This window comes from Aurantiacibacter aquimixticola, assembly GCF_003605475.1.
In the GTDB taxonomy this organism is placed as follows: Bacteria; Pseudomonadota; Alphaproteobacteria; order Sphingomonadales; family Sphingomonadaceae; genus Alteraurantiacibacter; species Alteraurantiacibacter aquimixticola_B.
In genome coordinates this window covers 547,303-573,956 of the sequence record NZ_RAHX01000001.1, presented here as the reverse complement: position 1 = coordinate 573,956, position 26,654 = coordinate 547,303, and the positions used below count along the sequence as shown (strand labels likewise).

General features: G+C 62.1%; 26 protein-coding genes and 1 tRNA gene. 15 read left to right on the top strand and 12 right to left on the bottom strand.

Annotated elements, in window-relative coordinates; genetic code table 11:
• Positions 1–47 precede the first annotated feature (47 nt).
• The 6 genes from hfq to dusB form a co-directional block, all read right to left on the bottom strand.
• Entirely contained in the window at positions 48–644 is a 597-nt protein-coding gene (hfq, locus tag D6201_RS02960) for an RNA chaperone Hfq (protein ID WP_120049162.1), read from the bottom strand.
• A gap of 153 nt (positions 645–797) precedes the next feature.
• Positions 798–2,183: a nitrogen assimilation response regulator NtrX gene (gene ntrX, locus D6201_RS02955; protein WP_120047363.1), complete on the bottom strand. Its 1,386-nt coding sequence runs from the start codon at positions 2,181–2,183 to the stop codon at positions 798–800.
• A 20-nt stretch (positions 2,184–2,203) separates the two neighbouring features.
• A complete protein-coding gene (locus tag D6201_RS02950; protein ID WP_340137522.1) occupies positions 2,204–4,435 on the bottom strand; it encodes a sensor histidine kinase in 2,232 nt (743 codons plus the stop codon).
• Between the two features lie 58 nt (positions 4,436–4,493).
• Positions 4,494–5,885, bottom strand: a complete 1,392-nt coding sequence (locus D6201_RS02945) for a sigma 54-interacting transcriptional regulator (protein WP_120047361.1) — start codon at positions 5,883–5,885, stop codon at positions 4,494–4,496.
• Positions 5,882–6,973: a two-component system sensor histidine kinase NtrB gene (locus tag D6201_RS02940; RefSeq protein ID WP_120047360.1), complete on the bottom strand. Its 1,092-nt coding sequence runs from the start codon at positions 6,971–6,973 to the stop codon at positions 5,882–5,884. Before D6201_RS02940 ends, D6201_RS02945 begins: the two co-directional genes overlap by 4 nt.
• Positions 6,970–7,992: a tRNA dihydrouridine synthase DusB gene (gene dusB / locus D6201_RS02935; RefSeq protein ID WP_120047358.1), complete on the bottom strand. Its 1,023-nt coding sequence runs from the start codon at positions 7,990–7,992 to the stop codon at positions 6,970–6,972. Before dusB ends, D6201_RS02940 begins: the two co-directional genes overlap by 4 nt.
• A 73-nt stretch (positions 7,993–8,065) precedes the next feature.
• Between dusB and D6201_RS02930 the strand changes: the two genes are divergently transcribed.
• A complete protein-coding gene (locus D6201_RS02930; RefSeq protein WP_120047356.1) occupies positions 8,066–9,220 on the top strand; it encodes a bifunctional 2-C-methyl-D-erythritol 4-phosphate cytidylyltransferase/2-C-methyl-D-erythritol 2,4-cyclodiphosphate synthase in 1,155 nt (384 codons plus the stop codon).
• A complete protein-coding gene (locus tag D6201_RS02925; protein ID WP_120047355.1) occupies positions 9,217–9,711 on the top strand; it encodes a CinA family protein in 495 nt (164 codons plus the stop codon). Before D6201_RS02930 ends, D6201_RS02925 begins: the two co-directional genes overlap by 4 nt.
• Here D6201_RS02925 and D6201_RS02920 read toward each other — a convergent pair.
• Positions 9,672–10,133: a type II toxin-antitoxin system RatA family toxin gene (locus D6201_RS02920; RefSeq protein ID WP_120047353.1), complete on the bottom strand. Its 462-nt coding sequence runs from the start codon at positions 10,131–10,133 to the stop codon at positions 9,672–9,674. The genes D6201_RS02925 and D6201_RS02920 overlap by 40 nt on opposite strands.
• Positions 10,133–11,071: a lipoyl synthase gene (gene lipA / locus D6201_RS02915; protein WP_120049160.1), complete on the bottom strand. Its 939-nt coding sequence runs from the start codon at positions 11,069–11,071 to the stop codon at positions 10,133–10,135. The genes D6201_RS02920 and lipA overlap by 1 nt, the downstream gene beginning before the upstream one ends.
• A gap of 84 nt (positions 11,072–11,155) precedes the next feature.
• On the opposite strand from lipA, the gene D6201_RS02910 reads away from it, so the two are divergent.
• From D6201_RS02910 to D6201_RS02895, 4 genes are all read left to right on the top strand, one after another.
• Entirely contained in the window at positions 11,156–12,142 is a 987-nt protein-coding gene (locus D6201_RS02910) for a sodium-dependent bicarbonate transport family permease (RefSeq protein ID WP_120047351.1), read from the top strand.
• Positions 12,139–12,447 (top strand): P-II family nitrogen regulator, encoded by a 309-nt coding sequence (locus tag D6201_RS02905; RefSeq protein ID WP_120047350.1) that lies wholly within the window; start codon positions 12,139–12,141, stop codon positions 12,445–12,447. The genes D6201_RS02910 and D6201_RS02905 overlap by 4 nt, the downstream gene beginning before the upstream one ends.
• On the top strand, positions 12,447–13,085 hold the full coding sequence (locus D6201_RS02900; protein WP_120047348.1) for a carbonic anhydrase: 639 nt from the start codon (positions 12,447–12,449) through the stop codon (positions 13,083–13,085). The genes D6201_RS02905 and D6201_RS02900 overlap by 1 nt, the downstream gene beginning before the upstream one ends.
• Before the next feature lie 75 nt (positions 13,086–13,160).
• On the top strand, positions 13,161–13,679 hold the full coding sequence (locus D6201_RS02895) for a helix-hairpin-helix domain-containing protein (protein ID WP_120047346.1): 519 nt from the start codon (positions 13,161–13,163) through the stop codon (positions 13,677–13,679).
• Here the strand turns inward: D6201_RS02895 and D6201_RS02890 are convergent.
• Together D6201_RS02890 and D6201_RS02885 are read right to left on the bottom strand one after the other, a co-directional pair.
• Positions 13,657–14,208, bottom strand: coding sequence for a ferric reductase-like transmembrane domain-containing protein (locus tag D6201_RS02890; RefSeq protein WP_242447399.1), 552 nt, complete (start codon positions 14,206–14,208; stop codon positions 13,657–13,659). The two genes, D6201_RS02895 and D6201_RS02890, sit on opposite strands and share 23 nt — an antisense overlap.
• A gap of 101 nt (positions 14,209–14,309) precedes the next feature.
• On the bottom strand, positions 14,310–15,515 hold the full coding sequence (locus tag D6201_RS02885; RefSeq protein WP_120047344.1) for an FAD-dependent monooxygenase: 1,206 nt from the start codon (positions 15,513–15,515) through the stop codon (positions 14,310–14,312).
• A gap of 109 nt (positions 15,516–15,624) precedes the next feature.
• Here D6201_RS02885 and D6201_RS02880 point away from each other — a divergent pair, with 109 nt between their 5' ends.
• The 3 genes from D6201_RS02880 (at position 15,625) to D6201_RS02870 (ending at position 18,207) form a co-directional block, all read left to right on the top strand.
• Positions 15,625–16,365, top strand: a complete 741-nt coding sequence (locus D6201_RS02880; RefSeq protein WP_120047342.1) for an NYN domain-containing protein — start codon at positions 15,625–15,627, stop codon at positions 16,363–16,365.
• A 235-nt stretch (positions 16,366–16,600) separates the two neighbouring features.
• Entirely contained in the window at positions 16,601–17,431 is an 831-nt protein-coding gene (locus tag D6201_RS02875) for a DUF1206 domain-containing protein (RefSeq protein ID WP_120047340.1), read from the top strand.
• Complete coding sequence (locus tag D6201_RS02870; protein ID WP_242447398.1) at positions 17,428–18,207, top strand: glutaredoxin family protein; 780 nt, start codon at positions 17,428–17,430, stop codon at positions 18,205–18,207. Before D6201_RS02875 ends, D6201_RS02870 begins: the two co-directional genes overlap by 4 nt.
• Here the strand turns inward: D6201_RS02870 and D6201_RS02865 are convergent, their stop codons facing one another.
• Positions 18,208–18,699 carry a hypothetical protein gene (locus tag D6201_RS02865; RefSeq protein ID WP_120047338.1) on the bottom strand — a complete coding sequence of 164 codons (492 nt, stop codon included), beginning with the start codon at positions 18,697–18,699 and terminating at the stop codon, positions 18,208–18,210.
• Positions 18,699–20,516 (bottom strand): DNA mismatch repair endonuclease MutL, encoded by a 1,818-nt coding sequence (gene mutL / locus D6201_RS02860; RefSeq protein WP_120047337.1) that lies wholly within the window; start codon positions 20,514–20,516, stop codon positions 18,699–18,701. Before mutL ends, D6201_RS02865 begins: the two co-directional genes overlap by 1 nt.
• Before the next feature lie 185 nt (positions 20,517–20,701).
• Here mutL and D6201_RS02855 point away from each other — a divergent pair, with 185 nt between their 5' ends.
• The 6 genes from D6201_RS02855 to D6201_RS02830 all read left to right on the top strand — a co-directional run bounded on the left by D6201_RS02855 (position 20,702) and on the right by D6201_RS02830 (position 26,551).
• A complete protein-coding gene (locus tag D6201_RS02855) occupies positions 20,702–21,745 on the top strand; it encodes a rod shape-determining protein (protein WP_120047336.1) in 1,044 nt (347 codons plus the stop codon).
• 32 nt (positions 21,746–21,777) lie between these two features.
• Positions 21,778–22,701: a rod shape-determining protein MreC gene (locus tag D6201_RS02850; RefSeq protein WP_120047334.1), complete on the top strand. Its 924-nt coding sequence runs from the start codon at positions 21,778–21,780 to the stop codon at positions 22,699–22,701.
• Positions 22,701–23,255, top strand: a complete 555-nt coding sequence (locus tag D6201_RS02845; protein WP_120047332.1) for a rod shape-determining protein MreD — start codon at positions 22,701–22,703, stop codon at positions 23,253–23,255. The genes D6201_RS02850 and D6201_RS02845 overlap by 1 nt, the downstream gene beginning before the upstream one ends.
• Positions 23,256–23,258: 3 nt before the next feature.
• Positions 23,259–25,286 (top strand): penicillin-binding protein 2, encoded by a 2,028-nt coding sequence (mrdA, locus tag D6201_RS02840; RefSeq protein WP_120047331.1) that lies wholly within the window; start codon positions 23,259–23,261, stop codon positions 25,284–25,286.
• An 8-nt stretch (positions 25,287–25,294) separates the two neighbouring features.
• Positions 25,295–26,401, top strand: a complete 1,107-nt coding sequence (gene rodA, locus D6201_RS02835) for a rod shape-determining protein RodA (protein ID WP_242447556.1) — start codon at positions 25,295–25,297, stop codon at positions 26,399–26,401.
• A 74-nt stretch (positions 26,402–26,475) separates the two neighbouring features.
• Positions 26,476–26,551, top strand: a tRNA-Lys gene (locus tag D6201_RS02830).
• Positions 26,552–26,654 lie beyond the last annotated feature (103 nt).

Sequence of the window (26,654 nt, the reverse complement as noted above, 5' to 3'; positions counted from 1 at the left end):
TGCCCGCGCGCCGCGCGTTACTTCGCCTTCGATGTCGTCATCGACAATCAGTCGTCATCACCTTCGTCGGCGTCGGCTTTCAGCGATGCGTCATCGTCATCGATACCGTCGCTTAGGTCGACATGTGTGGCTGGCTGGATGGTCGAAACGGCGTGTTTGTACGCCAACTGGACATAGCCATCGCGTTCCAGCAGCATGCAGAACAGATCGTATGCGGCGATGCGGCCCTGCAACATTACGCCATTGACCAGGAACATCGTCACCTGGACCGCGGCCTCGCGTACGCGCGTAAGGAAAATATCCTGCAAAAGCCGTTGCTTGCGATTTCCATCGAAGCCTGTGTCGAACTCATCCGCGTCGACAGGCTGACTTGGCATGATCGTGGAAATGGCGTGTTTGTAGACGAGCTGCGATTGGCCATCGCGACGCAACAGGATCGAGAAATTGTCGAACCAGGTCACAATACCCTGCAACTTCACGCCTTTCACCAGGAACATGGTGACAGGCATTTTTTCACGCCGCAGGTTATTGAGGAACAAGTCCTGCAAATTGCCGCTCTTGGGAGCATTGCCACGCCCCTTCGCGGGCGCATCCGCTGGGCCTGGCTGGGGGCGGGGTCGCGCTGAAAGCGTGCCTTTGCTCATGTCCTGTATCCGTCCTGTTCTTGGCCGCAGGTCGCGCTGCGGCAATCTGGCCGGATCGGGTCGCGTGTCACCGGCCGCATTGTGCAAATGCGAATATAGTGTCCCTGATGAAAGTTTCGAGGTGGCGAAAGGTTTCCCTCGCTACCTTGGACTTTAGTCCTTGTCCGCAGCGCCGTTGCGGTCGTTCATCCCGAGCAGCTTGAGCTTGCGGTGCAGTGCGGAGCGCTCCATCCCGATGAAGCCTGCGGTCTTCGAGATATTGCCCGAAAACCGGCGGATCTGAATACGCAGATATTCCCGCTCGAAACTCTCGCGCGCTTCGCGAAGCGGGACGCCCATCAGGGTCGACATGCCCGAGCCGGGGTCGGACGAGCCGCCCGTTATTTCTTCCGGCAGCATGTCGGGAGAGATCGTCTCGAACTCCTCGCGCGGGGCGAGAATGACGGTGCGCTCCATCACGTTGCGGAATTGTCGCACATTTCCCGGCCAGTCATAGGCTTGCAAAGCGGCCATAGCTTCGGGCGTGATGCCCGGCGGGACGAGGCCTTGTTCCCGCGCGTATCGCGTAAAGAAATGCTCGGCGAGAGCGGGAATGTCGTCCCGGCGATCCGAAAGCGGTGGAATGTCTATCGGCACCACGTTGAGGCGATAATACAGGTCTTCGCGAAAGCGGCTCTCGGCAATCTCGTCCTGCAAATCCTTCGCCGTGGACGACACGACGCGGACGTCCACCCCGACCTGACGGTTGCCGCCCACGCGCACGAAGCTCTGATCGGTCAGCACCCGAAGGATGCGCGCCTGTGTGCTTTCGGGCATATCCGCCACTTCATCGAGATAAAGCGTGCCGCCATCGGCAAGCTCCAGCAGGCCGGGGCGTAGCAGCTTGCCATCCGCTTCCTCGCCGAACAGCTCGTGCTCGAACCGTTCGGGCGTGATGCGCGCGGAATTGACGGTGACGAAGGCCTTGTCGGCACGCGGGCTCCAGGCGTGCAGCAATCGTGCGGCGACTTCCTTGCCGGCACCGGCGGGCCCGCTGATCAGCACTCGGCTGCCGGTATTGGACACCCGCTTCAGCGTGGCGCGCACCGTATTGATGGCGGAGGAGTTCCCAGTGAATTCGTCCGGTGAGGACATGCCCTCGCGCAGTCGCTCGTTCTCGCGGCGAAGACGTTCGGTCTCGGTCGCCCGCTCGACCAGATGAAGCAATTTTTCCGCTTCAAAGGGCTTTTCGATGAAGTCCATCGCTCCGCGGCTGACGGCGGAGACGGCCGTGTCGATATTACCGTGGCCGGAGAAGATGATGACGGGCAGGCCGGGCTCGCGCGCCTTGATCGCATCGAGCACTTCCAGCCCGTCGCGCGGAGAACCGTGCAGCCACACATCGAGCAGCACGAGGCTTGGTCGGCGTTCATCGACCATGGCGATCGCGCGCTCGCTGTCGCCGGCCGTGCGGCATTCATAGCCTTCGTCGCTCAATACTCCGGCCACGAGGTCGCGAATGTCGCGTTCGTCGTCCACCACGAGGATGTCGAGTGCCATTCGTTATATCCCTTTTCTCGTCATTCCTGCCCGTCCCCGCTGCCGTCTTGATGTGCCGGATGGCGAGCGAAGCGCAGTGTCGCGCGTGTCCCGCCCTCCTTCATGCCGGTGAAAGCCAGCTCGCCGCCATGCTCCTCGACGATCTTCTGAACGATGGCGAGGCCGAGCCCCGTGCCCTTCTCTCGCGTCGTCACATAGGGTTCGATCACATTGACCCCGCCCTTCGGCAGGCCGCTGCCATTGTCGGTGATTTCGACCTGCAGATGGTCCGCGTCCGCCGAGACGGTCACCGCAATGCGGCCGCGCCAGTCGGCGGGCGCATCGCGCTCGCGCGTCTCGATCGCTTCGGCGGCGTTCTTCAGCACATTGGTCATCGCCTGGCCGAACTGGTGGCGGTCGCACTCGATCGTGCCAATATCGTCATCCGCCGAAAAACCGTAGGCGATGTCCGGATTGGCGACCTCTTGCAGGAAGAGCGCCTGGCGAACCAGATCGACGGGGTCTTCCGGTCGGAAGATGGGCTTGGGCAGCCGCGCGAAATTGCTGAATTCGTCGACCATCTTGCGAAGATCGCCCACCTGCCGGATGATCGTGCCGGTCAGCTCGTCGAACAGCTCTGTGTCCTGCTCGATCTGGCGACCATAGCGGCGTTTGAGACGCTCGGTCGCCAACTGAATGGGCGTGAGCGGATTCTTGATCTCGTGCGCGATGCGCCGCGCCACGTCGGACCATGCGGCCTGGCGCTGGTCGAGCAAACGGCGGGTGATGTCCTCGAACGTGATCACCATGCCTTCCGTCGCTGGGGACAGCTGCACGGCGAGTGTCACCAGTTCGCCATTTCGGCTGAATTGCACGATCTCGCTCTGCGCGCCGTCGCGAACGAGCTGCGCGATTTCAGGCGATACCGCTTCCAGCTCCTGCCCCACCACTGCGCCCTCCGCGCCGTCGAGCAGCAGCCGCTGCGCGGCGCCGTTCATGAGCAGGACCCGGCCCACTCCATCGAGCGACACGATCCCCGCCGTAATCGATTCGAGCACCGCTTCCATGAACGCGCGGCGTTCTGCCAGCTGGTGATTGGCGCCGAGCAGCGCATCGGTCTGCCGCTCGATCTGCGACGTCATGCGATTGAAGGCCCGACCAAGAAGGCCGATCTCGTCCTGCTTCCCGATCCGGCCGGATACACGCATTGCATAATTGCCGCTGCCGATTTCGCCCGCCGCGTCCGCAAGCTCGGTCAACGGTTTCACCTGCCTGTCGGCAAAGCGTAGAGCGGCGTAAACGGCAAGGCCCACGAGGAAGAGGCTGACGAGGAACAGCGCGACGTTGAATTGCAACTGGAGGACACGAGCGCGCTGGGTCAGGTCCGCATAGGAGCTGACGACATTCTGAGCCTGTTGGTACAGTTGCGCCTGCCCCACCTGAGCATTGCGCGCGATGTAAAGGAACGCCTCGGCATCGCGATCAAGCAGTGTGACGGCTTCGATGCGTTGCGGTGTCGATCGAACAACGAATGCTTCGCCAGCGTAAAGTCGCTCGACATCTTCGGGCGTGACCCTGTCACGGTCGTAATCGTTCTGCGGATCGACAATCGCCGGAATACGAAATGCGCCATCGGGTGCCCTGATGAGGACGGCGCTATCGCTTAACTCTCTTCGATATACCTGTAGGGCATACTGTTCGTTGAATACCGGGCTCGTGATCGGCATGTCCTGCAGAAAGAAGCGCAGATCGCCAGCCATGGTGACCGAGTGGTAACCGACATAGCGAAGATTTTCGTCGTAATACCCCTCCGCAAGTTCGTTTGCATTCTCCATGATCCCCCGTGAATTGTCGGAAAACCAGAACTCCACGCCCGACTGAAACAGGATCGAGGCAAACACCGCCACGAACAGTGTCGGAATGGCGGCGATCAGGGAGAAGAAAAAGACCAGATTTACGTGCAGCCGCGCCGAGGTGCCCCCTGCCCTGCGGATCGCAACCCTGCGTCCCCACAGGACGACGATGCCGAGCGCTGGGATCAGCGTGCCGAGCAGCAGCACTGCGGCCTGTTCGGACGGCATCAGATCGTTGCTGTTGGCCCGCTGGGCGATGGCGAGATAGGCCGTCGCCACCATCACGATCAGCGTAATCGCGCACAGGATTTCCAGCCACAGGAACAGGTTCATACGACGCGCAGCCAGCTGCGCACGGCGCCAGAAACGCGAACGCTTTGCTGCGGTTATTTCCGCTCCAGGAACCGGCGTCGTCGCCACGGTGCAGAGTTACAACGGTCCTGTTGCATTTTTGCAAGGGGATTCTGGCGTCATGGGGTCAGACGTTGGAAAACCCGTCCGGATCGATGTCGAGATCGGAGAGCCTTTTGCGCAGCGTGTTGCGGTTGATGCCAAGGAGAGCAGCAGCGCGCAATTGGTTGCCGCCGGTGCGCGCAAGGGCGTGGCGAAAGATAGGGCGCTCCAGCTCCGCCAGCGCGCCGTGATAGAGTTCGCCCTCGGCAAAATCCTTCTGCGCCAGCCACGCCGATACGACCTCGTCTATATCGCCGCGCTCGCCCGCCGGACGCTGGTCCAGCAGGCCGCGGACCGTCTCCGCATCGATCGCGTCCTCGCGGGCCAGCAGCGCGGCGCGAAAGACGAGGTTCTGCAGTTCGCGCACATTGCCGCGCCAGGGTTGCTGTTCCAGCAGCGCGCCCGCCTCCTGCGTAAGCGAACGGCGCGGCAAGCCATCCTGCGCCGCGAGGCCGAGAAAATGTCGCGCAAGCGGCTCAACATCGCCCGCCCTCTCCCGCAACGGGGGCAGCTTTATCGGCACGACATTGATGCGGTAATAGAGATCCTCGCGAAATGCGCCCGAAGCAATCAGTGGGCCGAGATCGCGATTGGTCGCCGCGACGATCCTTACATCGACCGCGATCTCCTCGCTGCCGCCCACGCGCCTGATCCGCCCCGATTGAAGCGCGCGCAACAGGCGAGTCTGCGCTTCGGCGGGCATGTCGCCGATCTCGTCGAGGAACAGCGTGCCTCCGCTCGCTTGCTCGAACTTGCCGATATTGCGCGTGGTCGCCCCGGTGAACGCGCCCCTTTCATGCCCGAACAGCTCGCTCTCGATCAGCTCTCGCGGGATGGCGGCAGTGTTGACCGGCACGAAGGGCCCCGTCCGCCGACTGCCGAGCTCGTGAATGGCCTCTGCCACCAATTCCTTGCCTGTCCCGCTCTCGCCGAGGATCAGCACGGTGAGATCATTGTGCAATACGCGGGTGATCAGGCGATAGACTTCCTGCATCGGCTGGCTGCGGCCGATCAGCGGCAGTCCCTCCGGCATCTCCGTTTCGGCAGCCCCGCTGTCGCCCGCTTGGCGCGCTGCCTGCTTCGCCGCGCGTACGACCTCGTCGAGATCGAAGGGTTTCGGAAAATACTCGAACGCCCCACCCTGCGTCGCTCGCACTGCCGTATCAAGCGTGTTCTGCGCTGACAGGATGATGACGGGCAAGTCCGGATAGGTCTCGCGTACCCTGGCCAGAGTTGCGATCCCGTCACCGTCGGTCAGCACCACGTCGGTCAGCATCACATCGAATATATCTTCGGCGAGCGCCGTATCCCGCCCTGTGACGCTATTCTCAACCGAGACTGCAAAGCCCTCACTCTCGAGCCCCGCGCCGAGCACGGTCGCGATGGCATTGTCGTCTTCGACCAATAGAGCCTTCACGCGGCCTCCTCCCTTGTCGCCATCGGCAGATGCACGCGAAAATGCGTCCAGCCCGCGCGCTCGTCCCGTTCATGGCTGACCCGGCCGTCCATATCGCGTACCAGCTTCTGCACCAGCGCCAGGCCGAGGCCCTGCCCGTTCGCCTTGCTCGACACGAATGGCTCGAAAATATGGTCCGCAAGCGCTGGATCGAGACCCGCGCCATTGTCGCTCACCTGCACCTCGATCGGCAATCTGACAGGGCGGCCGAGGCGAATGACGTTCATCACCAGGCCGCTGACAAAGCGGGTGCGCACCATCACTTCTGGCACATCAATTTCCGAAGCGGCATCGCGCGCATTGGACAGCAGATTGACCAGCACTTGCGCAAGCGCGCCTTCATTAGCGAGCACCGGCGGAAGCGACGGATCGAACTCCTCGCGCCACGTCAGCGTTTCGGGGCTGGTGAGCCTGACGGTATCCAGCGCGCGCCGCACTGTGTGATGAAGATTGACCGGAGCGACCGGCTCCGACTGCTCTCGGCCCAATCGCTGCATCCGGTCGACCAGCGCTGCAATGCGGTCCACCTCGTCAGCGATCAGGCTGGTAAGGTTCAGCTCGCTTTCGTCCGATTTCTTCGCCAGAAGCTGCGCCGCCCCGCGGATGGCGGAGAGCGGATTCTTGATCTCATGCGCAAGCACCGCGGGGCCGCGCAAGGCCGGGCGACGCGCCTGTTCCTCGAACCGTTCGCCCTGGGCCGCATCGGACAGCGTCACGATACGCCAACCTGGATGCGTGCCGAGCGGCGAAATGGTGAGGTTGACGCGAAGCACGCGCTCACCCACGCCGAGATCGAGCGCGCGCGCGACAAGTTGCGCCTCGGGATCGCCAAATCCCTCCAGCGTGCGCGCATCGTCGATCGATACAATGTCCAGCAGTCTGCGATCCGCCAGGCGCGCGGCGCTGATGCCTAGCAGATCTTCGGCCGCCGGGTTCGCTTCCACCACGGAGAGGTCTGGCGCGAGCAGCAGCAGGGCGAAGCTTAGCCCACCGATCTGGTCTCGCGCGCCGGGTGCCTTGGAGTGTGAACCGGGCGCGGTGTCGCTCACGCCGCGCGTCGCCGCAGGAACGGTTCGTAGAAGCGCTCCAGTTCGCCCAGAACCTGAGATGCAGCGTCTATCGTGTTGACGTGATTGCGGAAATCGGCACTGCCGTGCATCCCCTTCGTGTACCAGCCAAGATGCTTGCGCGCGATCTTAACACCAACATCCTCGCCGTAATGCTCGAGCATGCCGTTGTAATGCTCGACAACGGTCTCGTACTGCTCGTCGAAGCTCGGCGTTTCCAGCACCTCGCCGGTGCGCCACCAGTGCATGACCTGGCCTAGCAGCCACGGCTTGCCGTAGGCACCCCGCCCAATCATCAGCCCGCCCGCGCCCGATTGTTCAAGTGCCGTGGCGGCATCGGCGATCGAACAGATGTCGCCATTGACGATGACGGGAATATCCACCGCGTCTTTCACACTGCGGATGAAGGACCAGTCGGCGCTGCCCTTGTACATCTGATTACGCGTGCGCCCGTGAACGGTGACTAGCTTTACGCCCAGATCTTCGGCGATATGCGCCAGTTCGGGTGCGTTGAGACTGCCGTGATCCCACCCCATGCGCATCTTCACGGTGACCGGAACGCTGACCGCCTTCACGGTTGCTTCCATCAGCTTCGTCGCCAGCGGAACCTCTCGCATCAGCGCGCTGCCCGCCATCTGGCCGACGACCTTGCGCACCGGACAGCCGAAATTGATGTCGATGATCGCCGCGCCCTGGTCTTCGGAAAGCCGCGCCGCGTCGGCCATGCTGTCCGGATCGCAACCGACCAGCTGCATCGAGACCGGATCCTCGCTCTCGTGCCAGCGCGCTTTCTGGATCGACTGGCGCGTTTCGCGGATGGCGGCCTCGCTGGCGATCATCTCGGTGACATTGAGCCCCGAGCCGTAGCGGCGCACCAGCGTGCGGAACGGCATGTCCGTCACCCCCGTCATCGGCGCGAGCACGACCGGGCAATCGATCCGCTGGGGACCGATCTCGATCGGCGTGATCGCCGGGGGCGTGGGGACAATCGCGTTGCTCATGGATGGTGTGCCTAAAATATGGGCAGCGCATAGTAGATTGCTTGGCGGCACTCAAGCGGGTAGCGCGCCGCCGATGGACGAGCCGACCGCCCTTCCCCCTTTCGCCGCCGTGATTGTCGCTGCCGGCAAGGGGCTTCGCGCCGGACAAGCGCTCCCCAAGCAATTTGCGATCTGGCGCGGCAAGCCGGTGGTGCGGCATTCGGCGGAAGCCTTGTCCGAAGCGACGCGCGTGGTGGTCGCCATCCCCGAAAACGCGGACGAGATCGCTCACGAGGCGCTGGAAGGGCTTGCCAATATTGAACTGGTGACCGGCGGAGAGACGCGACAGGACAGTGTCCGCCGGGCGCTGGAAGTGGTGGCCGCGGGAGCGCCGGAGCGTGTCGTGATTCACGATGCCGCGCGCCCCGACCTGCCCCGTGCCGTCCTCGAACGGTCCCTTGCCGCTCTTTTCAAGCACAAGGGCGCGATCCCGGTTCTGCCGGTAGTCGACAGCATGATCCGCGCAGAAAACGGAATCATGGCTGGGGATGCGAAGCGCGATGAGCTGCGCCGCGCGCAGACGCCGCAAGCCTTTCGTTTCGCGGACATTCTCGCCGCGCATCGGGCATGGAAGGGCGAAACTAGCGCCGGAGACGATGCGCAGGTGCTACGCGCGGCTGGTCACCAAATCGCTTTGGTCGAGGGCGATGAGCGCCTCAAGAAACTTACTTTCGCGGAGGATTTCGTGGACGAGAACAAGTTGCCCTTCCCCTTCATGCGCGTGGGGACCGGCTTCGATGTGCACCGGCTCGCCGATGGCGAAGATCTGTGGCTGTGCGGTGTGAAAATCGATCATCATCAAGGGCTTGCAGGGCATTCTGATGCCGATGTCGGGCTTCACGCCGTTGTCGATGCCATTCTCGGCGCTTGTGCCCGCGGCGACATCGGCGACCATTTCCCGCCCAGCGATCCGCAATGGAAAGGCGCAGCGTCCTCCGCCTTCGTCCAACATGCGGTGAAGCTGGCGGGTGAAGCGGGATATGCGATAGGCAATGTCGATCTGACGCTGATCTGCGAAGCGCCGAAGATCGGACCGCATCGGGGCGCGATGGCAGTGCGCCTTGCGGAATTGCTCGGCATACCGGTATCGGCTGTCAGCGTGAAAGCGACGACCACAGAGAAACTTGGCTTTACAGGGCGCGGCGAAGGCATTGCGGCGCAGGCCGTGACAACACTGGTGGCGCGATGAACTCGCTCCTGCCTGACGATATCGCCGAACTCGCACAGCGGGTGGTGGACGAAAACCGGGAGGCCGGGCGCAAGATCGTGCTCGCCGAAAGCTGCACGGGTGGCCTCGTCGCATCGGCTCTGACGGAGATCGCCGGAAGCAGCGCGGTGCTGGATCGCGGCTTTGTGACCTATTCGAATGAGGCGAAGCAGGAATCGCTGGGCGTGCCGCTCGATATCATCGAGGCATTCGGCGCGGTTTCGGTCGCCTGTGCCTTTGCGATGGCGCAAGGTGCGCTGGAGCGAAGCGGGGCGGATGTCGCCGTGGCGATCAGCGGGATTGCCGGGCCGGGCGGCGGAACGGATCTGAAACCCGTTGGCACCGTGGTATTCGCGAAGGCGGAGCGCGGCAAAGACGAACCGATCGCGGATGAGCGGCTCTTCGAGGAGGCCGACCGCGCCGGAGTGCGCCGTCAGGCGACGCTTTGCGCGCTGGAATTGCTGCTGCCGTAAAGCTCGGCCGCGCGCGCTTCGAAGGCGCCGACCATCTTGCGGAAAGCGCGGTCTATATACTGGCCCGCCAGAGTTTCGAACATGACGTTCTTGAACGCGAAGTCGACGCAGAAATCGATCTCGCAGCAATCCTCGCCGCAATCGCGGAAGGTCCAGTTGTTGTCGAGATCGCGCAGCGGCCCGTCGACATAGTGGACGTTTATCGTGTTCGGGCGATCCTTGACGACCTTGGACGTGAACTTTTCGCGCAAAGCCTTGAACCCGACCAGCATGTCCGCCGTCATTTCGGTGTCGCTGTCCCGGCGTACGCGCGTGGCGACGACCCAGGGCAGGAATTCGGGATATTTATCGACATCGGCAACGAGGTCGAACATCTGCTCCGCGCTGTAGGGCAAGCGGCGTGTCTCGCGGATTTTCGGCATCAGGCGTTCTGCTTGGCGAGCTTTGCCTCTCGCGCTGCCTTCATCTGGGCAAAATCGTCTCCGGCGTGATAGCTGGAGCGGGTCAGCGGCGTGCTGGCCACTTGCAGGAAACCCTTTGCGCGAGCGATCGCGCCATAGGCATCGAACGCCTTGGGCGTGACGAACTCCTCGACATTCGCATGTTTCGGCGTCGGCTGGAGATATTGCCCCATCGTCATGAAATCGACATCGGCGCTGCGCATGTCGTCCATTACCTGATGCACTTCGAGCCGCTGCTCGCCAAGGCCCAGCATGATGCCGGACTTGGTGAAGATCATCGGGTCGTGGCTCTTCACCTCTTCCAGCAGGCGCAGGGAAGCGTAGTATCTCGCACCAGGCCTTATGGTCGGGTACAGCCTTGGGACGGTTTCGAGATTGTGGTTGTAAACGTCCGGCCCTGCTTCACAAATCGCTTCGACGGCAGGTCGCATCTTGCCGCGGAAATCGGGGGTCAGGATCTCGATCGTAGTATCGGGCGTCTCGCGCCGGAGCGCCTTGATCACTTTCACGAATTGTCCCGCCCCACCATCGGGCAGGTCGTCCCGGTCCACACTGGTGACGACGATGTGCTTCAGGCCCATCTCGCCCGCCGCCACAGCGACATTCTCGGGTTCCATCGGGTCGACGATGCGCGGCATGCCGGTCTTGACGTTGCAGAAGGCGCAGGCGCGCGTGCATACATCGCCAAGGATCATGACGGTAGCGTGCTTCTTGTCCCAGCACTCGCCGATATTCGGGCAGGCGGCTTCCTCGCACACCGTGTTGAGCTTCAGGTCGCGCATCAGCTTGCGCGTTTCGTGATATCCCTTGCTGACGGGCGCCTTTACGCGGATCCAGTCCGGCTTGCGCTTGCGCTCGGGCTTGCCTTCAGGCTGGGGGGCGGAGGAAAGGTCGTTCATCTCGAGGTCCATCTAGGGGCACGCCGGTGGACACGCAATGGGGCACTCTTGTCAGGGTTGGGGGCGTGGAATAAGCGCCACAACATGGACGCTGTCGGCATACAGGCACTCACATCACCGGTGGTGCTATTCTTCGTTTTGGGCCTGCTTGCGGCCGTCGCCAGATCCGATCTCGCCATTCCCGAAGCGATCGCCAAGGGGATGTCGCTATATCTGATGGCCGCTATCGGCTTGAAAGGCGGGATCGAGGTCGCGGAAAGCGGGCTGGACGGCACCGTGCTCGCCGCGCTCGCAGCGGGTATCGGTGCGGGTTTCGTGATGCCGCTCTATGCCTATTGGGCGCTCAAGGGCTTCGGCAGGCTCGACCGTATCAATGCCGGCGCCGTTGCCGCGCATTACGGCTCTATCAGCGTGGTGACCTTCGTCACCGCCGTCGAGATCTACGAGCTGCAGGGCATTCCGCCGCAGGGCTATATGGTCGCCGTGATGGCATCGATGGAAAGCCCAGCCATCCTCGCCGGACTTCTGCTGGCGCGCGGCGCTGGCGGAAAGGAAGCAGGCGGGCAGAGCACGAAGGAAATGCTGCACGAAGTGCTGTTCAACGCCTCCGTCGTCCTGCTGCTTGGTGCCTTCGCGATCGGCTGGATCGCCGGGCCGGAAGGCTTCGCCGATGTCGAGCCGTTCTTCGGCGCGATGTTCAAGGGCGTGCTGTGCATCTTCCTGCTCGACATGGGACTGATCGCGGCCCGCCGCCTGATGGACAGCCGCGCGCTCACCTGGCGGCTGGCGGTCATCGCCATCGTCCTGCCGCTGGTGAACGGCGTCATCGGGACCGTGCTCGGCACCATGATCGGGCTGGACACCGGTTCCGCCGCCGCGCTCGGCATATTGTGTGCCAGCGCCAGCTATATCGCAGTGCCGGCCGCCATGCGTCTTGCCCTGCCCGAGGCCGATCCCGGCATTTACCTGACGATGTCGCTTTCCATCACCTTCCCCTTCAACGTCCTCATCAATATCGGCCTGATCGGCGCGCTGGCCGCCGTGCTGACCGGTGAAAGAGCCGCGCCATGATCGAAACCGTCATCCGCAAACGGATCGAAATCCTTGCCAATCAGGCGCAGACCAACCGCGTGACGAAGGCCATCGACGAGGCCGGTATCACCGGCTGGACGATTACGCCGGTGACATCCGGCAAGGGCCGAGAGGGGCGCTGGCGTGAAGAGCGGGTGATGGGCACAGACAAGGTTTTCATTCTCACAATCGCGGCGCAAGAGAAGGCGATGGCGCTGGCTGACTCGCTCGCACCCATCCTCTCCAGCCACGGCCTGCTGCTGACGATGTGGGATGTCGAGGTCATCCGCGGGGAGCGTTTCTGATGCCAGAATTTCACCAGCTTCTGGAGGGATATCGCCGCTTTCGCGAGGATGGATATCCGAAGCAGAAGGCGCGCTACGACGAGCTCGTGGCGGACGGCCAGCATCCCAAACTGATGATCATCGGCTGCTCTGACAGCCGCGTGGACCCTGCGCAGATATTCGACGTGGACCCGGGCGAAATATTTGTCGTCCGCAATGTCGCAGCGCTCGTCCCGCCTTACGAAACCACACCCGGCCAGCACGGTGTCTCGGCAGCGATAGAATTTGCAGTGCAAGTGCTCAAGGTGCGCCAGATCGTCGTCATGGGCCACGGCATGTGCGGTGGGTGCAAGGCGGCGCTGACGCAGGATCTGCACGGCAACGATCCGGGCAATGGCGGTTTCGTCGCCAACTGGGTTCACCTGCTGGACGAAGCGCGCGAGCCGGTCGCCGCAGAATACGGAACCGAAACCCGCGAAGCCGAGCGGGCGATGGAGCTGGCGGCCGTCGGCGTCAGCATGGACAATCTGCGCACCTTCCCGTTCGTGCGCGAGGCAGAGGCGCGCGGCGATCTGAAGCTGCGCGGCACCTTCTTCGCGATTTCCGAAGGCGTGCTCTACCACCGCAATGAGGACACGCGCGAATTCGAGCCGGTCTGACAGGAATCGCTATTGCGAATGATTTGCGAGAAGGCTAATCCGCTCGCCAATTCAATCGCAATGAGGATTTCGTAAATGCGCAAGATCGTCCTGTCCGCCGCCCTCGCCGGCACCGCCCTCGCCCTGTCCGCCTGCTCGGGCGAAACCGAAACGGAAGAGGTCGAAACGACCGACGCCGCCGAGGGAGAAACCGAGACCGTTGCTGTCGATACAGATAGCGTGCTCGATGCTAGCACCGCGTCCGCCGAAGACCTCTCTGCGGTGGACGGCGTCTCGCCCGAGCTCGCCGACGCCATCGTGGCCGGCCAGCCCTATGACAGCGCCAGCGCGCTCAACGCCGTGCTTACCGGCAATGTAAGCGAGGAAGAGGCCGCGACGCTGCGTGAGCGGATCTTCGTGCCGATCGATCTCAACACCGCCAGCGCCGAAGACATTGCGCTGATCCCCGGCATGACGGATCGCATGGTCGGCGAGTTCCTCGAATACCAGCCCTATGCGGACATGGCCGAGTTCGAGCGCGAGATCGGCAAATATGTCGATGCGGACGAAGTCGCCCGCTTCCAGCGCTACATCACGCTTTCCGCCGCCGAGTAAGCCCGGCGCGACAGATCAAGATGGCGGCCAGTATCCCGATATGGATATAGGCCGTCATCGGATCGAAAGCCGTCAGTGCCCAGTGCACGAAGGTCAGCACGGCGCCGGGATAAACAAGCCGGTGCAACGCCTTCCATGACCGCTTGAGCGTGCGCATGCTCGCATCGTTGGATGTGATCGCGAGCGGGACGAACAGCGCCAGCGCCAGCCATCCCGTCAGATATTCCATCCTCACAGCTTCGGCTGCCACGGCACTCACCGCGGCCTTGTTCCAGAGATAGATCATGGTGTGCGCGGCGGCGTATACGAAGCTCGCAACGCCCAGATCGCGCCGATGCCGCATCAGCCATTGTGCGAACGCGGCCCTGCGGAAAGCAAGGCGCACCGGCGTCACCGCCAGCGTCACCAGCAGCAGCCAGGCCGCCCAATCCCCGCTATTCTTGATTGCATGACCGTAGCCATACGCTTCAGGCGTAAGGCCCCAACGCGCGGCGATGACAGCCGCGGGCAGCACAAGGAAGACCCACAATATCGCGCGTGAAGCCCTTCGCCGCGTCATGCCATTGTCCACATCACCGGCAGGCTTTTGTCAGAAGCGATCCACCTTCGCTAGTGGGGCCGACGCGCTGCCTAAGCTGTTTCGCGAGCCGCGCGGTTTTCGTATTTCGGCAATTCGAAGTCGTTCTCATCATCCCCGCCATCGAACAGCGCGACGAGCTTCTGCATCGGAGCGGATGCGGCAAGACCGGCACCCAGATTGATGAGATATTTCTTCCATTCGCTTTCGGCGTAAGCGAGATCGGGAACGCCCGGCCACAGCTTCTGGGATTTCTCGGCGAAGTCCCTGAACTTGCGCTCGTACTTATCGAATGCGGCCTTGTGATCGTCATGCGCAGCCAGTTCGTTCGCAAGGATATACGATCCGATGATCGCCAGCGTGGTGCCCATACCCGTATACGGCGTCGGGCAATAGGCGGCATCGCCCGTCAGGACGCAGCGGCCGCTCGACCAGCGATCCGCCTTCACCTGGTGCAAAGGTCCAAGGAAGATATCGTCGACGCCGTCAAGATCGTGTGCCACACGATCGCTTTCCCAGCCAGATCCACGCAGCTTGTCTTTCAGGATGCGCTTCTTGTCCTCGAGCGACATGTGATCGGGGTTGCTGTCGTCGCTCAGGAAATTGACGGACGCCCGGATCGTGCCCTGATTGTCCGGGCGCAGGAATACGATGATTCCGTTGGATGAGGTGTACCAGTTCCACCAATCGTTATCCCGCTCATATCGCGGGATCGTGAAATAAGATGCCCAGCAGCCGAGATAATCCTCGGTCTGATCGTCACCAACGATAAGGTCGCGCGTGCCCGAATTCATCCCATCCGCGGCCACGACGATATCGAAAGTTTCCGCTTCGCCTTCGGCGAATTCGACGCGCACCTTGTCACCCTCCTCTTCCAGGGCGGTGATGTGGTCGCCGAAACGCCAGTCCACGCTGTCCGGGCAGGCATCGACGATCAGTTTGGCCAGGTCGCCGCGCAGAATTTCCACCTCGCGCGTCCATGTCACTTCCTGATCGACCGGGAATGAGCCTTGCACTTCTCCGTCCTCGTCCACGAAGCGCAGCCCCTTCTCGCCCGTGTGCCGGTCAGCGATTGCGTCTCGAAGGCCCATCAGTTCCACGATGTCGCGCGCTGCGTCCGTAATATCGATGTTCTGACCGCCGAGACGCAACTCCGAAGCTCTTTCGAGCACGGTGACATCGAAGCCATTCCTTGCGAGCCAGTATGCGGTGGTCGGCCCAGATATGCTTGCGCCGGAAATAAGAACCTTCTTCGTCATGCCTGCTACCTATCTTGATGACTGGATGGTATCTGAACGGTGTGCAGAAGCGCGAAGTTCCAAGCTTTGTCGCCTTGCATCCCTTGCGGCATCCGGTCATCTACCGCCCATGCCCGAAGCTGAACTCAAGAACATCGCCCTTCTGATCGACGCGGACAATACAAGTCCTCGGGGCATCGATCCGGTGCTGACCGTCATGGCAGAGCTTGGGCAGGTCAATATCAAGCGCGCCTATGGCAATTTCGCAAAGAATAACCTCGCCAACTGGGATAAGATCACCCACCAATATGGCATCCGTCCGCAACAACAGTTCGATCTGACAGCCGGCAAGAATGCCACTGACATGGCGATGACCATCGATGCGATCGACTTGCTCTATCAGGGAAAGGTGGATGGATTTGGCATTATGTCGTCGGACAGTGACTTCACACCGCTTGTCACACGGCTGCGGCAGGACGGGCTGGTTGTCTACGGTTTCGGCAGCACGAAGAAAACGCCAGCAGCCTTCAAGAGTGCGTGCACGAGATTCATTGATATCGATGCGCTTATAAAAGAAGCAGAAGCGCCGTTGGAAAATGATGGCGAAAAACCCGGGATGACGACTGCGGACGCGAACAGCGATATCGACGATGATTTGGTCGCTCTGCTTGCTACCGCCGTCAAAGCCTCGAAGCGCGACCAAAACGGATTTGCATCGCTGAGCGAAGTCGGAAAGATCGCTGGCAACAGGTCGAGTTTCGACGTGCGAAACTACGGCTTCAAGCGACTATCAGACCTTTTCTACTCCATCGACCAGTTCGAGGTCGAAAATCGGGATGGAAACGGGCTTTACGTCAAACGCGTGCGCTGACGCCGCGCTTTCCTACAGCATCGCCGGCATGGTGAAGCACGACCCATGACTTTCATCCGTCGCCTCAAACTTCCCTGCCATGGTCACACTTTTTGGGCACAAGGTGACACTTTTCGGGGCAAGGGTCACAGATCGGCTTTTTGCTCCAGGACACTGTCACACTTGTCACACCCCTCCCCGGCACCAATCGTGCGCTGGCCCGTTGGTGGGCAAACATGCAGGGAGTTACAGTGCGATGGTCGACAAGTCGGAGAAGTTCAACTGGCTGGTGCGCGTGGGCTACTTCAGCCGCGCCATCCTCTATTCCGTCCTGGGCCTCATCGCCCTGACCAGCGCAGACAAGATCGCCGAAGGCACGAACGGTATCTTCAAGGCAATCGAAGAGTATCCGGCAGGTACGGCAATCCTTTGGATCATGGTGATCGGCCTGACCGCCTACGCGCTCTTCCGCTTCTGCTCGACCTTCTTCGATATCGAGAACAACGGCTCCGACGCCAAAGGCTGGGGCAAGCGCCTCGGCCATGCGGGCAGCGGCATCGGCCACCTTGCGCTGGCGTGGTCGGCCTTTCAGTTTGCCAACAATAGCGGCAGCGGGTCGAGTGGTGGCTCCGGCGGTGGTGGCTCCGGCGGTGGCGGCGCGCAGGAAGCGGCTGCGGGCGTGCTGTCCGTGGACTTCGGCGGCACCGTCCTCGGCCTGCTCGGCATCGCTTTCGGTGTCGCGTCGATCTTCCAGTTCAAGAAGGGGCTGACGGGCGAGTTCATGCATCGCATCTCCGGCCAGGCGCCGGATGCGACACGCTGGCTCGGCGGAGCGGGCTTCTGTGCGCGCGGGGTTGTTTACGGCGTGATCGCATGGTCGCTTATCCAGGCGGGCTTCATGTCGGGCGGCGCCGAGCAGGTGAAGACGCTTGGTGACGCCGTTGCCTCGCTCGCTGGAGAGGGCTTCGTATTCACCCTGACCGCCGTGGGTCTGTTGTTCTTCGGTCTCTTCAGTCTGGTGCTTGCGCGCTACCGCATCATTCCGGAATTGGATTCCGATGCAGGGATCCCCAAATTCCGGGCATGATCGACCAGTCCGAAACAAGCGATATGGAGGCGCGCGGTGACAAGACCGCGCGCCTCTATCGCATGGTGATGGACAAGCACGTCTGCCCCTACGGCGTGAAGTCGAAATGGCTGCTCGAAAAGAGGGGTTTCGAGGTCGAGGATCATCACCTCACCACGCGCGAGGAAACCGACGCCTTCAAGGCGAAGCACGACGTCAAGACGACGCCGCAGACCTTCATCGGCGCAGAGCGGATCGGCGGATACACCGGTCTTCGCGCACATTTTGGCAATCCGGTCGAGAAGGAGGGGAAGAGCTATCGGCCCGTACTCGCCGTGTTCGCCGTGGCACTTGGGCTGGCATTATCGCTCAGCTGGTGGGCCTTCGACACGCCGTTGACCGTCCGCGCGGCGGAGTGGTTCGTGGCTTTCTCGATGGGCATGTTGGCCATGCTTAAACTGCAGGATGTCGAGCAATTCAGCTCGATGTTCATCGGCTATGATCTGCTGGCGAAGCGTTGGGTGCCGTACGCTTACACTTACCCCTATCTTGAGGCTCTGGCGGCGATCCTCATGGCAGGACGGCTGCTGCCCTGGCTTTCCATACCGGTCGCCGCCTTCATCGGAACAGTAGGCGCGGCCAGCGTCATCTACGCGGTCTACATCCAGAAGCGGGACATCAAATGCGCCTGCGTCGGTGGCAGCGGGAATGTGCCGCTGGGCTTCATCTCGCTAAGTGAAAACCTGGCAATGATGGGGATGGCGGTCTGGATGCTCTTAAAGCCCGCCGGGGTCTGATCAGCTCTCGCACATGACCGGGCCCGTGCCTGTATACACGGTGCGCTGGAAACGGTCGTAGAGCCACATCGTACCCTCCTTCACCGTGTCCGCAGCGGCGGCATCCTCGATTGCGAAGCGCAGCACATACTCGCGACCGTTATAGAGCGTGCGAGAATTGGCAGGCAGTTCGCGCGACCCCGGATCGGCTGCGAAGCGCACCATTTGCCCGTCGATCTTGACATAAGCGTCGCTTTCCCGCGCAATGGCGCGCACGGCGCGGCTCGTTCCCGGCGCGTAGGAACACGCATCGCCGAGCAGATCGTTGATCTCCCTATCGGCATCGCTGATCGTTTCGGGCGTGATCTCCACCAGAGGCGTCCCGGCCTCATTGGCTTGCCGCACACGCTCTGCGACCGCAGCGTTCTCCTCGAGCCGCTCGGCTTCCGACAACTCCTCGCCGCACGATGTCAGCAATCCACAAGCCGCAAGCAGAAAGATGCAGCGCACCATTAATGCCTCCCAAAGAGCTTTTCGACGTCGTCCATGGACAGTTTCACCCAGGTGGGCCGGCCGTGATTGCATTGTCCTGAGCGCGGTGTCGACTCCATCTCGCGCAGCAAGGCGTTCATCTCGGCAACGTTGAGGACGCGCCCGGCCCGCACCGATCCGTGGCAGGCCATGGTCGCGAGGACGTGCTCGATCTTCTCGGTGAGGAGCAACGATGCGCCGTGCTTGGCGATATCGTCGGCAAGATCGCGCAACAGGGCATCTGGATCCGCCTTTCTGAGCGTGCCGGGGATGGCACGAACGAGCATGGCGTCGGGACCGAAGCGTTCGATATTGAGGCCAAGCTTTGCAAAATGCTCGATCTGCTCTTCGAGCCGATCGCAATCCGCTTCTTCCAGCTCTACCACTTCGGGGATCAGCAAGGCCTGGCTCGCCGCGACCTTTTCGCCCGCACCCGCCGCGCGAAGCCGCTCGAGCACGATCCGCTCATGCGCAGCATGCTGGTCGACCAGCACGAGCCCGTCGGCCGCTTCGGCAACGATATATGTGTTCGCGACCTGTCCGCGCGCAATGCCGAGTGGATAGTCTTCGACATCCTGAGGAAGCGCTTCGGCAGCTTCTGCCCTTCCCTGCGGTGCTGCCAGTGTTTCGCCGCCAGCGTCCCAGCCGATCGGCGTTTCCGCGACCCGGCGAGGGGAAGACGCCCGGCTCCAGTCGCGACCGGAAAATATCGAACGCAAGGCGGGCGAGACCTCGTCCCGTACCGGCTCGGTCTGCCAGCGGCCCATTGCACCGCTATCGGGCGCCTGGGCGCTGCGCCGGTCGCCTGTCGAAAGCGCCTGCCGCAAACTCGACACGATGAAACCGCGCACGGCCGCGGCATCGCGAAAACGCACCTCGGTTTTGGCAGGATGCACGTTCACGTCGACATCGGCGAAGGGGATATCGAGAAAGAGAGCAAGGACTGCATGGCGATCTCTTGCCAGCATGTCGGCATACGCACCCCGCACAGCGCCCGAAAGCAGGCGATCCTTTACCGGCCTGCCGTTGACGAAGAGATATTGATGATCGGCGATGCCGCGATTGTAGGTCGGCAGGCCGGCCACGCCCGTCAGGCGCATCGTGCCCTCTGCCGAAGGCCGATCCATGTCGATCAGGACACTGTTATCCGCGAGTTCTCGCGCGACAATCTGTGCGACGCGCTGCGCTGGCGCCTGATCGCCCTGAACCGCGAAGATTCGCCTGTCGCCGTGTTCGAACGTGAAGGCAATGTCGGGGCGCGCCATCGCCAATCGGCGGACAACATCATGGCACGCGGCGTATTCACTGCGCGCAGTTCGCAGGAATTTGCGCCGTGCGGGTATCTTTGCAAACAATTCCTCTACACGGACCCGCGTCCCTCCCGGAAGTGCTGCCGGTCCCTCGTCGACAACGGCACCGTGATCCACGACCCGCCGCCATCCCTGGTCGGCATCATCCGGCCTGCTCTCGATGGAGAGCCGCGCTACGCTGCCGATGGATGGAAGCGCCTCTCCGCGAAAGCCAAGGCTCGCCACCTGTTCGATCGCTTCGTCCGGCAGCTTTGACGTCGCATGCCGTTCCAGGGCAAGCTCCATCTGGTCCGGTGACATGCCGCATCCGTCATCGGTCACTTCGATCGAAGCGAGGCCGCCCTCGACGATCTTCACGACAACCCGCCGTGCCCCCGAATCGATCGCATTCTCGACCAGCTCTTTCAACGCCGACGCCGGGCGTTCCACCACCTCGCCCGCGGCGATGCGGTTCACGAGCGTTTCGGGAAGTCGGCGAATTTGTGGCATTTGTCGGACCCTAAAGCCGAGTTGCTCCGTTTTCGAGCCGAAGCGGGGCAAAAGTGTGCCGTTTTCGACAAATATTTTGGCCTTTCGGCCCCTTGCGCGTTAAGGGGCGGGACTTTCCGCAACGTAGAGGCCTCTCCACGCGGATTTTCGCGGCGGCGGAGGCCATTCCAGATACGGGATAATCGATGAGTTCCTTCTTCAATTTCTTCAAATTCGGATCGCAGAACATGGCGATCGACCTCGGCACGGCCAATACGCTCGTCTACGTGCAGGATCGTGGCATCGTCCTGAACGAGCCGTCGGTGGTTGCCATCGAGACGATCAATGGCGTGAAGCGTGTCAAGGCCGTCGGCGACGATGCGAAGTTGATGATGGGCAAGACGCCCGACAGCATCGAAGCGATCCGCCCGTTGCGCGACGGCGTTATTGCCGACATCGAGATTGCCGAAGAGATGATCAAGCACTTCATTCGGAAAGTGCATGGTAAGCGCACGCTGCTCCGCTATCCGGAAATCGTGATCTGCGTCCCGTCGGGTTCCACCAGCGTCGAGCGGCGCGCTATCCGCGACGCGGCGAGCAATGCCGGCGCTTCCGAAGTCTTCCTGATCCTCGAGCCAATGGCAGCCGCCATTGGTGCCGACATGCCGGTGACCGAGCCGGTCGGGTCCATGGTCGTCGATATCGGCGGCGGCACGACCGAGGTCGCCGTGCTGTCACTACGCGGTCTTGCCTACACCACGTCGGTCCGTACCGGGGGTGACAAGATGGACGAAGCCATCGTCTCCTACGTGCGTCGCCACCACAATCTGCTGATCGGCGATGCCACGGCAGAGCGGATCAAGAAGGATTACGGTGTCGCCACCGTGCCGGACGATGGCGTCGGCGAGACCATCGTCATCAAGGGTCGAGATCTGGTGAACGGCGTTCCTAAAGAGATCAACATCAACCAGGCGCACGTCGCCGAGGCGCTTTCCGAACCGATCGGCGCCATCGTCGAGGGCGTGCGTATCGCCCTTGAAAACACCGCGCCGGAACTTGCCGCCGATATCGTCGATCAGGGCATCGTGCTTACGGGCGGCGGCGCGCTGATCCGCGGGCTGGACGAGCATATCAAAGAAGAAACCGGTCTGCCGGTCAGCATCGCCGAAGATCCGCTTACTTGCGTTGCGGTGGGCACGGGTAAGGCAATGGAGGACCCGATCTATCGCGGCGTCCTCATGACGGCGTGACGACGCAACACCAATAGAGGGGACGGGCCGCGATGGCACCGCCTTCGGCACAGACATCGGGCTCCAACAAGAGGGCGCAATTCAGCCGCTTCACCGGCTATGTCCTTGCGAGTCTCGGAGCGATCCTGGGCGCGCTGCTGCTTATCATTTCGCTGTGGCGTCCCGAGGCATTCTACGGGCTGCGCTCAATGGCGACCGATGCCGCATCACCTGTCGGAGAGGCCGGCGCGGTCGGGCGCAGTGGATCGCGCGGTTTTTTCGAGGCCATTGCCGGTTATTATAATGCCGGATCTAAGAATGCCGAGCTCGAACAGGAAATCGAGATTGCTCGGGTCAAGCTTGCCGAAGCGCGGGCGCTCGAACAGGAAAATGCGCGGCTCAAGGGCGTTCTGGGTCTCCTAGAAGGCGATGTGGAGCCGATTGCGACAGGACGCCTGATCGGTTCAAGTTCAGCCAGCACAAGGCGCTTCGGATATCTGTCGGCAGGTCGAAGCGACGGCGTCGAGGTCGGCATGCCGGTGACGTCGCCAATGGGCCTGGTCGGTCGCGTGCTCGAGGCCGGCCGATCCACGTCGCGCGTTCTCCTGCTGACCGATCCGGAAAGCATCGTGCCGGTACGCCGCGCGACCGACGATGTCGTCGCTTTCGCGGAAGGGCGCGCGGATGGCAGCCTTCGCATTCGCCTCATCAATCTCGGCATCAACCCGCTCGAGGAAGGTGACATTTTCGTCACGTCCGGCGCGGGCGGTCTCTTCCGACCTGGCGTTGCCGTGGCGATGGTGCGGGAGACCACTGATGACGGCGCTATCGCTTCGTTGCTCAGCAATCCGGCGGCCACCGATTTCGTCGTGATCGAGCCCATTTTCGAGCCTGAAGCGATCGAAGCCGCGACCCAGCCATTGCTGACCGACCGTCCCGTGCCAGGCATGGACGAGAGCGAGGATGAAGAGAGCTGATGGAGCAGCTCAACCCCGCCGCCCGACGCGACCAGTTCGGCAGCAAGATCAATCGCGATCACTCGCCCATTCTCGCTTATGGCGTTCCGTGGCTGGCCATTCTGTTTGCCTCCATGTCGCCGATGCTGCCCATCATCGCATCGGCCCCGATCCTTCCACCGCTGGGATATATCTTCCTTCTCGCATGGCGCGTGCTTCGTCCCGGACTCTTGCCGATCTGGGCTGGCTTGCCGCTAGGCCTGTTCGACGATCTCTTCTCCGGCCAACCGCTGGGTTCGGGCATCCTGCTGTTCTCGGTCACGATGATCGCGCTCGACTTGATCGAGGCGCGCTTTCCGTGGCGTGGTTTTTGGCAGGACTGGGCCGTCGCATCGCTTTTCCTGAGCGGGTATCTCGTGCTCGCCGCGTTTTTCTCCGGCGCAGGTATCACGCCGATTCAGCTTCCGATCATCTTGCCGCAGCTAGGGCTGTCTGTGCTCCTGTTTCCGCTCGTCGCCCAGCTCGTTTCCCTGCTCGATCGGTTCAGGCTCACTCGCGTGCGCAAACTTGGCTAAATCATGGACCGCAACCTCACATCCAATTCGCTCAAGCAGACCTTCGACAGGCGCAGCTTCGTCGTGGGGGCGATCCAGGGCGGGATCGGGTGCATCCTCGCGGCGCGAATGGGCTACATCGCCGTCGCCGAGAACGAGAAATACGAGATGGAGGCGGAAAGCAATCGGGTGAACCTCACCCTGATCCCGCCGCGCCGTGGCTGGATTCTCGATCGCAACGGCTCTCCCCTCGCCTCCAACCGCGCCGATTTCCGTGTCGACATCATTCCGGAACGGCTTCACGATGCAGAACGCACCGTGGAGTTGCTCGGTGAATTGCTGGCGCTCAACGAAGTCGAGAAAGTCGACCTGCTTGGCCGCATCGAAACGTCGCGCGGCTTCTCCGCCGTGCCGGTTGCCAGCGGCCTCGATTTCGACAAGTTCGCTGCCGTCAGCGTGCGCCTGCCGGAACTTCCCGGTGTGGTGCCTCAGCGCGGCTTCTCCCGCTTCTATCCCACCGGCGCGGCGGTCGGACACCTTATCGGCTATGTCGGTGCGCCCAGCCGCGAGGAATACGACAAAGAGCCGCAGCCGCTTCTACTCACGCCGGGCTTCAAGATGGGCAAGGACGGGGTCGAGCAACAGTTCGAGCAGATCCTGCGCGGTGAACCGGGCGCGCGAAGAGTCGAAGTTGCTGCCTCGGGCCGCATCCTGCGGGATCTCGACACCCGCGAGGACGTGCAGGGCAATCCCATTCGCCTGACGATCGATGGGCCGCTGCAAGACTATGCTGCGCGTCGCCTCGGCCTCGAGTCCGGTTCCGTCGTGGTGATGGATTGTATCACTGGCGACCTGCTGTGCATGGCCTCCATGCCTAGCTTCGATCCGAACAGTTTTTCGGACGGTATCGGGCGACTGGAATATTCGATGTTGCGGGAAAACGAGCGTGTTCCCCTCCGCAACAAGGTGCTCCAGGGCCTTTACCCGCCCGGATCGACCGTCAAGCCGACGGTTGGAATGGCACTCCTCGCCGAAGGCGTCGACCCGAACGAGACCGTGTTTTGCGGTGGCGGCCTTCGCGTTGGCAATCGGGTGTTCCGTTGCTGGAAGCGCAGCGGGCACGGTTCCACCGATCTCGGCAAGGCAATCTACCAAAGCTGCGATGTCTACTTCTATGCCATGGCGCAGCGCACCGGCATGTGGCCCATCGCGGAAACCTGTCGCCGATACGGCATGCAGGAACAGTTCAAGCTGCCGGTAGAAAACCAGTTCTACGGAACGGTGCCCGACCCTGCGTGGAAACAGGAGAAATACGGCCGCGAATGGCAGGCATTCGACACGGTGAATGCGACCATCGGGCAAGGCTACATGCTCGCAAGCCCGCTGCAGCTTGCCGTCATGGCAGCGCGCCTGGCGACCTCGAATGTCGTCAAGCCGCGGCTTCTCCTGACCGACGACGCGCCGCGTTTCGATGCGATGGGCGTCACCGACGAATACAAGACGTATATCCGCCAGGCGATGAGCGACGTAGTGAATGGCCCCGGCACGGCTGGACGCGCCCGCTTGCCGGTCGAAGATGTCCTCATGGCGGGCAAGACAGGCACCGCGCAGGTCGTCGGATTGAACCTCTCGGACGGCAAGACCGGCCCCTGGAAGTATCGCGACCACGGGCTTTTCATCTTCTTCGCGCCATTCGACAATCCGCGATATGCAGGCGCGGTCGTCATCGAACACGGCGGCGGTTCTGGTGCGGCCTATCCGATCGCGCGGGACGTGATGACCTATCTGCTCGATCCGAACAAAGGTCTGGAAGCGCTCTATCCGCTCGAAGAGCAATGGGGCGGCACCGCGCAGGAACGGCTTGATAAGCAGTATACGGCATATGCGACCGCTGCCGGTGTCGATCTGCCGCCCGCGCCGCCACCGATCACCCTGGCGCGACAAGTCGATGCCGAAGCCCGCGCCGCCTTTGCCGAACCGGACGAGGCTGACACCGATGCATTTACGCCGCGTGAGGATCCTACCGGTCGCTCCGATGAGATCTTGACGTGAGAGGCGCGATCACCCTGCCCGCCTCACTCGCCCAGTTTCCGTGGCGAGTGGTTATTCCTCTCACTCTGCTGGTGGCATTTGGCGCGGCCGTTCTGCACTCCGCGGCAGGCGGGTCCATGAGTCCCTATGCGGACAAGCACTTGATCCGATATACCGTTTTTCTCGGTATGGCGCTGGCCATCTCCTACTTTCCACAGGAATGGGCCCGCCTGGCAGCGATCCCGGGCTATATAGCGGTTCTACTGTTGCTGATGGCGGTCGAGGCGATGGGGCAGCTGGGCGGCGGCGCGCAGCGCTGGCTCGATCTCGGCTTCATGCGACTGCAGCCCTCCGAGATCATGAAGCCCGGCATCGTCCTCATCATCGCTGCTTTTTACCACGTGCTCCCGGTCGGAATGATCAACACCTGGCGAGCACTTCTTGTCCCGCTCGGCCTCATCGCAGTGCCGATGGGCATGGTTCTTCTTCAGCCTGACCTTGGAACTGCGCTTGCCATCGCCTTTGGCGGCATCGTGACGATGTTCTTAGCCGGTCTGCCGCAGAAATGGTTCATCGCCGGCGGCGTTGCCGCAGCCATCGCAGCGCCGCTCGCCTATTTCTTCGGCCTTAAGCCTTACCAGCAGCAGCGTGTGCTCACCTTCCTCGACCCGGAGAGCGATCCACTCGGCACCGGCTATCACATAACGCAGTCGAAGATCGCGATAGGTTCGGGCGGAATTTCGGGCAAGGGTTTCGGCGAAGGATCGCAGAGCCAGCTCGATTATCTTCCCGAGCCCGAAACCGACTTCGTCTTCGCCACTATGGCAGAGGAATGGGGCCTGATCGGCGGAATCCTCGTTCTGCTGATCTTCGGCATTGTGCTCCGCTGGGGGCTGACAGTCGCGCGCGATGCGCAGGACCGCTTCTCCCGCCTTCTTGCGGGTGGCCTGACGGCGACAATCTTCTTCTACGTCGCGATCAATCTGATGATGGTGATGGGCCTGGCGCCGGTCGTCGGCATCCCGCTACCCTTCATGAGCCACGGGGGCTCCTCCATGATGACCAACATGCTGTGTGTCGGGGGACTCATGATGGTGGAGCGGTGGAATAGACAGCCCGCCGGCGCCAACTTTTAGCGCGCATCGCACATGCGCTCTTTAACCCGCGCCCGAACTCGCTATATGGACGCCTCCGCGCGATTCGCCGGTATGGACGCATAGCTCAGTTGGTAGAGCAGCTGACTCTTAATCAGCGGGTCCTAGGTTCGAGCCCTAGTGCGTCCACCATATCTTTTAAAGATTACTCTAGGCGGTTTACTGTCTGCGCGAAGAGCGATGGCGGACTGACTTAATCTCCAGGTCGGGCTAATCGTTCGTTTCTCGCGACTGG